We start from the raw sequence: 12,037 nt of genomic DNA on the forward strand, positions 1-12,037 counted from the left end.
CCGTGTGGATCAGGCGGGATGGATCCTGTCCCTGGCCGCTGTGGTGCTGTCCGTTACGTCGGAAACGGCGGTCTGGGATTCTTCCTTGACGTTTTCGACTGCCTCAGTGGCCGCGGACTTCACGTTGTCCAGCGCTTCCTGGGCCGGCTCCTGGAGATCCCGGGCCACGTCCTGAGCCGCCGCGGCAAGTTCGGTGGTCAGGGGTTCGGCCGCTTCCTTCAGGGCCACGGCTGCCTCCTTTTCCTTCTCGCTTGCCGGGATCAGGGAAGCCACCAGCAGCCCGGCCCCGAAGGCTATCAGCCCGGCAGCCAACGGGCTGCCTTGGGTCTTGCCGGCCAGTCGGTGGGGCACATCGCCGATCGCCGCACCGGCGTCGTCGATCGCTGACCGTCCGCCGTCTGCCAGCTCATCAGCCGCGCCCATCACGTTCTCCTTCACGCCGAAGACGGCGTCCTTGACTTTCTCTGTTTGGCGTCGGACCACGTGCGACGGCGTCACCTTATCCGCCACCGCGTCAACGTTGGTGCCGAGGCGTCGGCGGGTTTCCTCTATCTCGGAACGGATATCATCCGGATTTTCACTCATCGTTGCTCCTCGCGTGGTTTGAGTGTTTCTGGGATTTCCTGGATTGTTGCCGCCGTCTGGGGCATCCCTTTGACGGCTTTGAGTTCCTTGCGGCCTATCGATGCCAGGACGGCCGCCGCGATCGCCCAGAGGAAAGCCACGACGACGGCGGACCAGCCCAAGCCCATCAGCTCGCCCAGCGCGTACCAAAGGGCGACGGACAGGAAAAGGAGGACGAAATGCCCGGCAACGCCCGCGGCTGCCAGCATTCCGGCGCCCTTCCCTGCCTGCGCCGTGGACTGCTTCAGTTCAGCCTTGGCCAGCTCCACTTCCTGGCGCATCAGCGTGGAAATGTCCCGCGTGACCTCGCCCAGAAGGTCTCCCAGCGATGTCGATTCCGCTTTGGCGTGTGCGGGCGTCGGCGGGATTTGGCTCTCGGTCATCGCGACTCACCGCTGGCGGGGTCGACGCCGGGCCTGCTCTCGCCGTCGATCTCGTCATTTCCCGCCAAGGGAGCAGGAGAACCGAGACGATGCGAACGGTCACGAGTGAATGGATCCTCGGTCATCCCGCCGCTAGGCCAGGGATCGGCTTCCGGCTCGCTGACCGGTGCGGGTTGAGGCAGGGTGGCATGCGCGCCGGTGGGCGCAACGGTCCCGTTCCCCGAGAGGGCGCCGGGGTTCGAGTATCCAGCAGTCGTGGCGGTTGGGCCAGGGAGCTGGACCGGGGGAGGGGGCACTGTCATCCCTGGCCCGGGAACGAAAGCCTGGTCGTCGTCGTGGGTGGCTTGGGCGGGGGCACTTCCATTGGCACTTCCTCGTGAGGAGCCATCAGCGCCGGCGCTCAGTCCGCGGCTCAGGCGGCCAGCCAGGACGCCTGCTCCGGCGGCCAAGAGGAGAAACGTGCCAGGACGCTGCCGCGCGAAGGTCTTCACTTCGTCCAGCAGGGAGCCCGGATCCCGGTCCTCTAGCCAGGTCGCCACGGATGAAGACCGATCGGCGGCTTGCCGCACCAAATCCGTTGCAACGCCGGGCTGCTCCGAGGCGCTGGCCATGGATTGCAGTTCCTCCGAGATGGACCGAAGGCCTGCGGCGACTTTTTGCTGCTGCTTTCCGGCCTGGTCCGTGAGGTCCAGCCTGGCCTGCTCCAGCAGATCCCTTGCGCTTGAGTTCACTTCAGAGGCAACGTTCGCGACTTCGGATTTCGCGGTTTCGACGACGTTCTTCGCAGAGTCCCCGGCCTGCTCGGCCACGTTCCCTGCTTCGTCCTTGATGGCTTCCGTCGTCGGCATGCCGCTGTTCTGGGTGTGCGGCGGGTGAACTTGCGCATCCGCTGGTTGCTCGGTGGCCGGCGGGGGCGTGTAATTCCCGTCCCATTGGTTCTCTGTCATCTTCGCTCTCTTTCCAAGAAGGTCTGCTGCGGATCAAGAACCAGAAATACTGGCAGTTAAGATAGTAAGCATGCTTACCTTCTGAGCGTAACCCCCTGTCCACGAATGTGGCCGGAGAAGTCCACGAACCGAACCGGGGATTGGCCCAGGCCTACTGGGGCGTTTCGCGGTCGAGGGTGGGGGAGGGCAATCGGCGATGCAGCGACTATCGCGACGCGTCGTCCGTGGGCGTGCCTGGGCCGGCTCCGCTGGGTTCCGCGGCATCGTTTCGGTGCGCAAGTTTTCCAATGGAGCTGGCGTCCAGACGCTGGAGCAGTGCTCTTGGTCCTGAATAGACTTCGACCGCTCCCGCTTCGAAAAGCTCGGCTGCGCTGGTTCCTCCGCATGTGAGGCCGATAGTTTCGATGCCGAGCCGGGCCGCAGCCTTGACATCCCAGACGGAGTCGCCGACAAATGCCACATCCGCCGCCTCTAAGTGCAGCTTCTCAAGTGCGGCCAGGAGAATGCCGGGGGAAGGCTTGCTCTCGGCGGCGTCGGCCGAACTCGTCGCACAGTCGATCCAGGGTTCGGCATCGAGAATGCTTCTGAGCACCCGAAGATCGCGCTCATCTGCCGAGGAAGCCAGCGCCACGGCCAATCCGGATTCCGCACACGCTTGCAGGAGGGTTCTTGCCGATTCGAAGGGCCGGATAGCCGGCCAAAATGTCGAGAATATTGCGCCGTGAGCGCGCTCGACGGTCTCGCGGATATCCCGATCGGCATTCGCAGGGAGCAGGCGCTCAAGCAGCTTGTCTCCACCCATGCCGATGTGACGGTGGATTGAGGCCATAGGCACCTCCAGCCCCTGTTGCCGGAAGGCCTGCCACCACGCCATTGTCTGGAAATAGGTGGAGTCAACCAAGGTTCCGTCAACATCGAAAAGGACTCCGACGTCTTTCGCGCTTTTCGTTTGGTCCTTCATGAGCGCAACCTTTCTCTGGCTGGCACGGCCCCGGCAGGAGGCGATTCCGGGTGAGGCAGCCATGGGCCGACGGTCCGCGCCCGCCCTACCAGCCCCTAGGGCGCGGCAGAATATAGTAAGTATACTTACTGCAATGGGCGCGACGTCGTTCTATCGGGTTCATCCGCAGAATTCTTGAGCTTTCGTGGCATGCAGCCAGGGATTATCTGAACGGTGCTGAAAGGAAGAGGCCATGGACATAACCGATGTGATCCTCAACGATCATCACGAGCAGCGCCGTATGTTTGCGCTCCTGGACGAGATGCATGACGCGTCGGCTTCGGACCTCGATGCGGTCTGGTCCCGGCTACGCATCCTCCTTGAGGTCCATGCGAGGGCTGAAGAGCTGTTGTTCTACCCGGAGTTGCTTTCGCTGGGCAAGGGAGCCGGTGGCAAAGACTCTCCCGAGGACGAGACGAGCGACGCGATTCATGACCACAACGAGATCAGGGACGCAATCACAGCCGTAGGCGCTCATGAAGCCGGCTCCGCGGAGTGGTGGCTCGCAGTGGCGCACGTGAATGAAGTAAACGGAGACCACATGGCGGAGGAAGAACGCGAGGGACTGAGCGATTTTCGTCGCCATGCCAGCCTGGACCTCCGGCACTCGATCGGGTTGGCCTTCTGCGTCTTCGAAGCGGGCCACGCTGGAGGGATCACTGGCCACGACCTGGATCCGGAATCCTACGTCCGGCGGCATCAACAGCAAGCCTTACAGGCCGCAGGCCCGGCGGCCGGGAGTCGCAGTGCACGGTGACGCCGTGCGGGCATAGTGATTTCGGGCATCACGAGCAAATATCGGAGCGGCAATGACTTCTGCACGGACCTTTGAATCGATTGTCATTATTTTCAATCCGAACAGCACGGAAGAACGCCTGGGCAGGGTGGAACGGCCCGTCTTGGTGGCCCGGGGCTCACGCGATCCCATAGCTGCGCGTTCCTGGTGCCAAAGACTGGCCGCGATCGCTCCGGAGGGGCGTTTCCTTGAGATACCGGGCAAACCGCACGTCGTCCAGCACGGGGCGCCCGTGCGGATGGCGGCTGGAATACTCGCAATCTCCCGCGTTTGAAGCTGCACGCGGCAAGGCGTCAGCGGAGGCCCTTGAGAACGTTTTTGGGCCGCTGCATCTCACCGTGCTTCGCCCCGAGCACGATGACCCAGGCGGCGAATGCCGGAATGGCGAACTGCAGCAACTTCAACTGTTTCTGCGCTGCCTGAAGCTCTTTCGATGCCCCTGCACGGGGCTCGGTGGCACCACGCGCGCCTTCGTCTGCCATCTTCTCGACTTGCTTACCCAGGGTGCCCGCGTACAGGGTCACGGCGGCGCCAGCCAGGGTGACTGCCGTCTTGTAGATGGTGTTGACGCCCACGCCGTCTTGCTTGGCAATCCGGCCCTTGTTCTCCCATGCGATGGCGACGTCGGCAATAAGATGCGTGGCAAAGGCTGCTGTTTGAACCGGCGCCCATTTCATCCAGCCGAGGCTCGAAAGCCGGGTGCGTTCGGCGGGATCTCTGGCTTCCGCCGCAGCTCCGTTCAGGCCGATGGCGCCCATCAGAGATCCGCCGAACCAGGCGGCCGCGGACAGATCGTGAACAGAGCGGGCCAGTAGATTTCCTGCCATGATGTGGTTCCTAACGAAAAGGTCGAACATGAAGTGGGATCGAAAGGTGGAGCCGAAGAACGCGGACTCTGCGCCTCAGGTCTAGCGCAGAGAGGCGGAGTGCCAAAGGCACGCTTAGGAACATAGTAAGCACACTTATTAATCTAGGGGTAGTCCCGCCGCGGCCGGCGGGCAGCGACGTCCGGGCTCCAGGATCGTCGCCTGCGGCCTTTGGGGCTAGGGGGCGGGTGTGACGGTCGCGGATCCGGGCTTCGCGTAGCCGATGTTCAGGGTGTCCAGGACTGTTTGTCGGGCGTAGATGCCTGATCCGGGGGCGGTCTCGGTGAGCAGGTCGAAGGTAAGCAACAGCTGGGTGCTATGCGCTTTGGGGTTTGGTGGCACGACCACGCCGGAGGAATAGGTGAAGGGCGGCGCGACGGTGAATTCACCCGCGTCGTTGGCGAGCACCGCCGCGAGGCTGTCCGCCCGGACGTTGAATCGCGTCACCTTGATCGCGTTGCCGTTGTCGGGGCCGTCAATACGGGCATTGAGTCGGATGAGGGGTGAAGTGTCCGGGGTCCAGGACGCCGGGTCCTCATTGGTCCAGTAGTCGATGATCAGGGTGTGCGACGCGGCGTCAACTCGATGGGTCACGGAGCCGGTTCCCAGCTCGTTCTTCGCCGGAACCCATGCTGGAGCCGGCGGAGGTGTGACGAGGGCGGGGCTCGGAGACGGCGTCGGGGTGGGTGTGTGTGTGGCGGCAGGAACGGGGTCGGTGGTGTGGGCGCCGGCGGCGACGACCCGTTGCATTTCGGGCGCGCCGGGTGCCCCGGTGGCCCCGGGGAGGCCGGGAACAGCGCAGCCGGCGAGGGTTAGCGTCACTGCGGCGGCGATGACGGGAATGCTGACGGGGCGCCGGGGCTGCCGGGATGCGGAGTGTCGTGGAGTCATGGCTTTTCCTTTGGTGGGAGGGGTTCTGGGCGTGCCGGGCTGCGGCAGCGCACCTCTGGAAGGCGAGGCCTGCGGGCTGAGCTGGTTTGGGGGCTTGAGGCTGTGGCCAGGGCCGCGGGGTATCAGACGTGAAATCCCCGGTGGCGGCGGATTGCCTTGCGAAGCATGAAAGCGGTCTGGACCATGGTGGTGATGTAGAGGACCGGCCACCCCACGGACAGGATGGCGGACTGCACGTCCACGGGTTGCTGCAGCCAGGCGGCGATCAGGCCGACGCTGATGATGGCGAACACAACCGCGGGCATGATGTGCGCGCTGCCTGCTCCCCGTTCAGCGCGGGCCTGGGCTGCCCAGTTGTCGGTCTGGGTGCTGGTGAAGAATTTCGTCCAGGCGCGGACAAAGTGCCCCATGCGGAGCCACAGGTATATCTCCGCCGGTATGGCGAGGAGGGCAAAGGCGATGTCTTTGCCGGATTTGCCTTGGATCGAGGTGGCGATGCGGAGATTCAGGATGATGGCCACGAGCGGGGGGATCAGCCAGACCGGGTAAAAGACGTAGGCACGGATGCTCAATGAGGCCGCAAGCAGCATGATGAAAGAGAGCCGGGTGAGGATATTGAACAGCATCGAGATGTTCTCGCTCCAGCGCAAACGCAGGTTTGGATGGAAGGGCTGGCCGGCGGTGTTGCTGCGCTGTCCGGGCCACATCAGGTCGATCGCTCCGTAGTTCCACTTCACTTGCTGCCCGTCCAGGGAGCGCATGGTGGGCATGCCGCCGACCGTGGCCCGGGCGTTGGCGGAGATTTTTGTGGCGTAGCCCAGATTCTTGATCTGCAGGGAGAGCAGCGAATCCTCTACCTCGGAGTCTTTGACCCACGGTGTTGCCTGCCGGTTGTCGATCATGACGTTCTTGAGTGCTTCCATGGACAGGATGGAGCATTGCCCGCCGAGGACCGCCATATTGCGCCCGTGCAACAGGTTGTCCATGTTGAACGCGGCGAACTGCGCACGCTGTCCCGCGGTCAGGAACTTGGCTGTCAAACCCTCCGCTGCTGACTCTGAAACCGTGTAGATGGCAGAGATGCCGCCGATGCGCGGGTCGGAGATGATTTCGGCTTCGAGACGTTCCACCGCCATCTTGTCTACGACGGTGTCGCCGTCCACCCCCAGGAAATAGTCGTACTCGTCGCAGACCTGGGCGAAGCCGTAGTTCAGTGCCCCGACCTTTTTGTCCTTGTTGGAACCGATGTCATGGACGAAGACCTCAGTGCGGTAGGTGACGTCCTGGTGCGTGTGCTCGTGCGGGCCGGCGAACTCCCGGGCGAGGTAGAAAGTGTCGTCGTCGCTGTTGTTGATGATCACATGGATCACGTCCGGGAGCCGGCTCTGCCTCAGCAGGGCACGGAGCACTTCAACGATGCTCTCTTCCTCGTTATAGGCAGGGATCACGCAGGCAATCGTGGCCCGGGCCGTATCCTCGGCCGTGCTGCGGGGGGCGATGGTCAGATAGGGGTTCTCGGTGCTGCTTTCGAGTAGTTCTGTCATAGCTGTCTCCCTGGGGCATAGTGCATTGGCGGGCCTGCCTGATGGCGGGTCCGGGTCTCGTGCGAAGGGGTTCTGGGGTCAGGCGGGCTTCCGAGTTACGCGGAGCCGGACGCGAAGTCGCGGGCGGCAGCCAGAACCCTGAGCGGGGTCTCGTCGCCCTCGCCGTCACGCAACAACCGTGCCGGCGAGGAATCGCCCAGCATCGGGTTCATGGCGTCGAACCAGGCTTGAACCACCTCCGGGTTGCATGATTCAGACAAGGAATGGGCAATCTGGTAGGTGTCTCGGAGTCGTCTCACGGTGGGCGCGGATGGGGCGCGTTCATGGGCTATCCACTGACGCACGGCCCGGGTTTCCCTGACTGCGCCGATCTGGGCCACCAGACGCAGCCCCAGCAGATCGCAGAGCGCCTCCACCAACGCGGGGACCTCCATGCTCACGGCTTCCCGGTAGGCCTTCTGCCCGCCGTCGGGTTGCTTCGGTATGGTCACCGCGGGCCTCCGGACACTCTGGCGTTCCCTGACCGGTGGCGGACACAGTGAATCACACTGGTTTTCGGTGGTTTCGATCTCTGGAGTGCACCCATACTTTTCGCGGCTCCTGTCCGTGTGGCTTGGCTTCCTTCGTTTGGAATCTATGCGCGGGGAGCTACCGCGGCCCCGAGTGGCCGCTACCCGAATCCGGCGCGGAACGTCTGGGTGGCCGGGCAAGTGCACTTGCACGGCGCGTGCCTGGGACGGTCGTAACGACCGCAACACTCGGGAATCACTACTTGGAAGACAGTGAGACGCGCTTGCCGGAACCAGCGTGATCGAGACGCGATTTGCCGTCGAAATCCCTGGTAGTTCAACGTTGAAACGACAGTGTGAATCCCTCGCGGGTAGCGAAATCCACCCTCTGGGGTTTGGGCTTGAAGTTCCGGCGGAGTGATTACCGTGGTCCGGAACCGCTCCGCGGCAGGGACCACGGCCTGTCGTCGGGCATTCCGCGTACTACATCGGCAAGGACGCCTTCTGAGGCGCAACGACTCCGGACACTAAGTAGGCTGAGTGGTTCCTTCCGAATCGACCACCAGAAATCAAGTAGCCGGTACTCGTGTCACTACTTACCTGTGGGCTGTTTGCTCTAACCAGGAACCTTGATGCCTTTGGGGGGACATGGGATGGACGCTGGATTGCCGTCACGGGAGGCTCCGTTGACTTTGCGGCAAGCAGCCATGCGGGCAGGGCAGGACGTGATGTCCTTCAAAGCCCTGGCGGATGCACTAAACGGGACGGCGGCTGATCTACGTCTGCCCGGGAACCGTGGCGCGGCCCGGTACGACCCGGTGCAGCTCCGCAACTGGCTCAGAAGCCGGGGGGTGCCCGAGGAGTCCCCGGTGACTGTTCAGATCAGGGCCACCTGGGACGGTGCGCAGTGGACCATCCGCGATGTTGAGAGGTCTGTGAGCGTCACAGGCCCCCGCCTGATGGCCGCGCAACGGTCCTTGGCCGAGCGGCTCGCCGAAGTCCTGCGGGTTGGCGGGGACCAGATACTCTTCGACGTCGCCTATGAAGCGGTCTGCCCTGGCGTGCTCGCGTGGGTGCAGGCCGAGTCCTTGAAGGTCCGGGCCGACGAACTGCTGAATGAGGCCGGGCGACGGCGCGTGTACGCGATCCGCGGATTGATGGGTGAAGGCATGACACCTCCGGAAATCGCCGAGGTGCTCGGGGTGTCCTATCAGCGCATCCAGAAGATCCTGGCCGGTGCAAAAAGATGAAGGATCCGAGAACTCCGGTACCGGGCACAGGGCCCAGGCCCAGCGTGCTGACGAACCGGCCACGATCTGCGGAGCGATTCCCTACCTAGAGTTTGCCTATGCCGGACGGAGCCGAAGCAAGTCGGCGTCTCGCCCGCTGCAAGTTGGAGGCACAGACGACCACGTCCGGGTGCCGGTCGCCCAACGCGGCTTTGAAGATGCGCAGGGCGTCAACGTAGAGGCGCATAGCTTCCACGTGGTCTCCCCTGTCCGTCTCCAGCGTGCCGAGGTTGTTCAGCAGGGCCGCGATCTCGCGGTGTGCCGGCCCGAGCACGTGCTCCTTGATTCGCCGTGCTTCCTGAAACTCCGATGCTGCCGTTTCGAACTGGTGCTGCGCCTGGTGGATGACGGCCAGCCCGTTCAGCTGGACCGCGACCTCGTAGTGCTCGTGACCTAACCGTGTGGACCAGATCGCATTTGAGCGTCGGAACGAGTCTTCGGCCTGCTCAAACATGTCGAGGCCTATGAGCACGGTGCCGAGTACGGACAGGTCCGAGGCTAGTCCTTCCGCGTCCGGAGGGCGGGCCTTCATGCGGAGCGCGACGGCCCGGAGTGCCGGGGTTCCGGCGTCGGCGAAGCGTCCCTGCGCGCAGAGGAGCCCGGCAAGATTGTGGTAGACGGCAGCGAGCTCCGGTGCCGCGGGGCCGAGTTGAGACTCTATCGCCTTGCGTGCCATGGTGTAACGCTCTGAGGCTTCAGCGAACCGGCCTGTGTCTTTGGCCAGGATGCCTTGGTGGTTCCGTACTGCGGCCAGCTGGAGCGGCCGTGCCAGGTCTGCTGACGCGAGGCGCTCAGCGCGCTCAAGTACCAGTCTTGACTGGTCGTAATCTCCGGCGAGCCGAAGTTCGTTCCCGAGCCGGGGGAGGACCTCTGCCAGCCATCTGTCTCGGCCCTTCGATCCGGGCAGTCGCCGCAACAAGTGCTCGGCTTCCAGCAGGTTGGCGATCGCCGTCCCGTGATCGCGGAGTGCCGCAGCGGCGGACGCGAGGGCAATGAGCGCCCCGCTGCGGCGGGCAACGGCCGCGAGGTATGGAGGCGTCTGCGCCGGTTGCAGTCCAAGCGCCGAACCGGCGAGACGCGCCGACTCCTCCGGAGCTCCCCAGCTCAGCGCCTGGCAGGCCCGCACGAGGGTCCAACTGGTGCGCCCTTCCCTGATCATTTCTTCACCCTGCAATCGCTGCCGTTTGGTTCCTGGGGTTGCTGGGGGACTTCCCGCGACGTGGCTGGGAGGAAGGCTGCTGCGCTCCGGCGCCCCATCTGCCCCGATCGCACCGTCGGGATGACTACCTCGTCTTGACAGACGCCTCCCGGGGCGAGGCATTGGTACGGCAGCGACGCTGAACGAGGACCAGCGGTCCCGCTACCTTGACCCGCCGTACACCATCGGTAGTTCGATGATTTGGCCCGGCAGGTCGAAGGAGCGACCCACTATGGACACTGCACGAGGGTTCGGTCCCTCAGGTCGGCTGATCGGTGACCGCATGGACCTCACCCTCGAGTGCATCCGGCGTCACTACACAGGAGAGCCAGAGAGCCCCCTCGCCAGTGTCCTCAACGCCTACCTCCCCTCCTAGGCTCCGGTGGTTGTGGAGGTCATGAGCCCTCTGTCGCGGCGGACGGTTCAGACCCAGCAACTCACCTGGTGGTGAGGGTGACGTCGTCGAGGTACATCCAGGTGTCGTCGGCGGGGCTGGAGCCGTCGAGGTGGACGTTGAACCAGAGGGTGATGGTCTGGCCTTTGTAGGCGGTGAGGTCGGCGGTGAGCTGGGTCCAGGTGCCGTTGTCGTTGCAGAGTTTGAACAGGCTGGCCAGGGTGGTGCCGCTGGTGGTGCGGACTTGTGCTTCCATCCAGTCGTATGGGCAGGCGGTGCCGGTGCAGGGGTCTTCCGCGCTGTGGGGCTGGTACCAGAAGGACAGGGTGGTGGTTCCGGTGGCGGGGATGGTGATGGTCTGGGACAGGCTGCTGTCGCCCAGGGGTTCTGCCCCGGAGGCCAGGCCCAGGAGTGCCGAGCCGGTGCCGGTGTGGGCAACGGTGGAGGCCACGGGTGCCCTGACGCCGCCGGTGATCCAGGAGCTGAGTCCGGATTCGAAGCCGCCGTTGGTGATGGTCGAGGTGGTGGTTCCCGTGGGGGTGACCGGCGCCGAGGCGGCCGAGGCGGGGGAGGTGCCGATGGCGTTGGTGGCGGTGACGGTGAAGGTGTAGGCGGTGCCGTTAGTCAGACCTGTCACGGCTGTGCTCGTGGCCGGGGGTGTACCGGTGACGGTGGCCGGGGCCAGGGTGGTGGTTCCGGTGTGCGGGGTGACCGCGTAGGAGGTGATCGGGGAGCCGCCGTTGGCCGGGGCGGTCCAGGACACGGTGGCGGAGGCGTTCCCGGCTGTCGCGGTGACCACGGTCGGGGCGGCGGGTGCCGTGGCCCCGGCGGTGGGGGTGACCGGTGCCGAGGCGGCCGAGGCGGGGGAGGTGCCGATGGTGTTGGTGGCGGTGACGGTGAAGGTGTAGGCGGTGCCGTTGGCCAGTCCGGTGACGTTGGTGCTGGTGGCGGGCGGGTTCCCGGTGACGGTGGCCGGGGCCAGGGTGGTGGTTCCGGTGTGCGGGGTGATGGTGTAGGAGGTGATCGGGGAGCCGCCGTTGGCCGGGGCGGTCCAGGACACCGCGGCGGAGGCGTTGCCTGCCGTCGCGGTGACCCCGGTCGGGGCCGAGGGGGCCGTGGGGGTGGTCTGGCTGTTGGTGAGGGTCACGTCGTCGAGGTACATCCAGGTGTCATCTGCCGGGCTGGAGCCGTCGAGGTGGACGTTGAACCAGAGCACGATGGTCTGCCCGTTGTAGGCGGAGAGATTCGCGCTGAGCTGGGTCCAGGTGCCGGAGTTGCTACTGAGTTTGAATAGGCTGGACAGCATGGTGCCGGTGGCTGAGCGGACTTGTGCTTCCATCCAGTCGTAGCGGCACGAGGTGCCGTTGCAGGTGTCGTCTGCGGTGTGGGGCTGGTACCAGAAGGACAGGGTGGAGGTCCCTGTAGCGGGCATGGTGATGGTCTGGGACAGGCTGCTGTCCCCGAGCGGCTCGGCCCCGGATGCCAGGCCGAGGAGCGCCGAGCCGGTGCCGGTGTGGGCGGTGGTGGAGGCCACGGGTGCCCGGGCCCCGCCGGTGGTCCAGGACGTGAGCCCGGATTCGAACCCGCCGTTGGTGA

The 12,037-nt window shown here is 64.7% G+C and carries 14 protein-coding genes; 4 read left to right on the forward strand and 10 right to left on the reverse strand.

Annotated features, from left to right (window positions below):
- Window positions 1-9: 9 nt before the first annotated feature.
- The 4 genes from AB4074_RS19990 to AB4074_RS20005 form a co-directional block, all read right to left on the reverse strand.
- Window positions 10-585 carry a DUF3618 domain-containing protein gene (locus tag AB4074_RS19990; protein ID WP_441414951.1) on the reverse strand — a complete coding sequence of 192 codons (576 nt, stop codon included), beginning with the start codon at window positions 583-585 and terminating at the stop codon, window positions 10-12.
- Window positions 582-1,007 carry a phage holin family protein gene (locus AB4074_RS19995; protein WP_441414952.1) on the reverse strand — a complete coding sequence of 142 codons (426 nt, stop codon included), beginning with the start codon at window positions 1,005-1,007 and terminating at the stop codon, window positions 582-584. Before AB4074_RS19995 ends, AB4074_RS19990 begins: the two co-directional genes overlap by 4 nt.
- Complete coding sequence (locus tag AB4074_RS20000; RefSeq protein ID WP_441414953.1) at window positions 1,004-1,954, reverse strand: hypothetical protein; 951 nt, start codon at window positions 1,952-1,954, stop codon at window positions 1,004-1,006. The genes AB4074_RS19995 and AB4074_RS20000 overlap by 4 nt, the downstream gene beginning before the upstream one ends.
- A gap of 205 nt (window positions 1,955-2,159) precedes the next feature.
- A complete protein-coding gene (locus AB4074_RS20005) occupies window positions 2,160-2,915 on the reverse strand; it encodes an HAD family hydrolase (protein ID WP_441414954.1) in 756 nt (251 codons plus the stop codon).
- A 232-nt stretch (window positions 2,916-3,147) separates the two neighbouring features.
- On the opposite strand from AB4074_RS20005, the gene AB4074_RS20010 reads away from it, so the two are divergent.
- Together AB4074_RS20010 and AB4074_RS20015 are read left to right on the forward strand one after the other, a co-directional pair.
- Window positions 3,148-3,711 (forward strand): hemerythrin domain-containing protein, encoded by a 564-nt coding sequence (locus tag AB4074_RS20010; protein ID WP_441414955.1) that lies wholly within the window; start codon window positions 3,148-3,150, stop codon window positions 3,709-3,711.
- 52 nt (window positions 3,712-3,763) lie between these two features.
- The gene (locus AB4074_RS20015; protein ID WP_441414956.1) at window positions 3,764-4,024 is read left to right on the forward strand and encodes an alpha/beta fold hydrolase; all 261 of its coding nucleotides are present in this window, start codon (window positions 3,764-3,766) and stop codon (window positions 4,022-4,024) included.
- 19 nt (window positions 4,025-4,043) lie between these two features.
- Here AB4074_RS20015 and AB4074_RS20020 read toward each other — a convergent pair whose 3' ends face one another.
- The 4 genes from AB4074_RS20020 to AB4074_RS20035 form a co-directional block, all read right to left on the reverse strand.
- Window positions 4,044-4,577, reverse strand: coding sequence for a hypothetical protein (locus AB4074_RS20020; RefSeq protein WP_441414957.1), 534 nt, complete (start codon window positions 4,575-4,577; stop codon window positions 4,044-4,046).
- A 216-nt stretch (window positions 4,578-4,793) separates the two neighbouring features.
- Window positions 4,794-5,507: a hypothetical protein gene (locus AB4074_RS20025; RefSeq protein WP_441414958.1), complete on the reverse strand. Its 714-nt coding sequence runs from the start codon at window positions 5,505-5,507 to the stop codon at window positions 4,794-4,796.
- Between the two features lie 122 nt (window positions 5,508-5,629).
- The gene (locus AB4074_RS20030; RefSeq protein ID WP_441414959.1) at window positions 5,630-7,051 is read right to left on the reverse strand and encodes a glycosyltransferase family 2 protein; all 1,422 of its coding nucleotides are present in this window, start codon (window positions 7,049-7,051) and stop codon (window positions 5,630-5,632) included.
- 95 nt (window positions 7,052-7,146) lie between these two features.
- Entirely contained in the window at window positions 7,147-7,542 is a 396-nt protein-coding gene (locus AB4074_RS20035) for a hypothetical protein (RefSeq protein WP_441414960.1), read from the reverse strand.
- Window positions 7,543-8,429: 887 nt separating this feature from the next.
- Here AB4074_RS20035 and AB4074_RS20040 point away from each other — a divergent pair.
- The gene (locus AB4074_RS20040) at window positions 8,430-8,810 is read left to right on the forward strand and encodes a hypothetical protein (protein ID WP_441414961.1); all 381 of its coding nucleotides are present in this window, start codon (window positions 8,430-8,432) and stop codon (window positions 8,808-8,810) included.
- An 85-nt stretch (window positions 8,811-8,895) separates the two neighbouring features.
- Here AB4074_RS20040 and AB4074_RS20045 read toward each other — a convergent pair whose 3' ends face one another.
- Window positions 8,896-10,008: a tetratricopeptide repeat protein gene (locus AB4074_RS20045; protein ID WP_441414962.1), complete on the reverse strand. Its 1,113-nt coding sequence runs from the start codon at window positions 10,006-10,008 to the stop codon at window positions 8,896-8,898.
- 223 nt (window positions 10,009-10,231) lie between these two features.
- On the opposite strand from AB4074_RS20045, the gene AB4074_RS20050 reads away from it, so the two are divergent.
- Window positions 10,232-10,423: a DUF6994 family protein gene (locus AB4074_RS20050; RefSeq protein ID WP_441414965.1), complete on the forward strand. Its 192-nt coding sequence runs from the start codon at window positions 10,232-10,234 to the stop codon at window positions 10,421-10,423.
- A 61-nt stretch (window positions 10,424-10,484) separates the two neighbouring features.
- Here the strand turns inward: AB4074_RS20050 and AB4074_RS20055 are convergent.
- Window positions 10,485-12,037, reverse strand: a 1,553-nt coding sequence (locus AB4074_RS20055; RefSeq protein WP_441414963.1) for a fibronectin type III domain-containing protein, incomplete at its 5' end; no start/stop codon positions are given.

This window comes from Arthrobacter sp. 2MCAF14 (genome assembly GCF_052115645.1).
Taxonomy (GTDB): Bacteria; Actinomycetota; Actinomycetes; order Actinomycetales; family Micrococcaceae; genus Arthrobacter.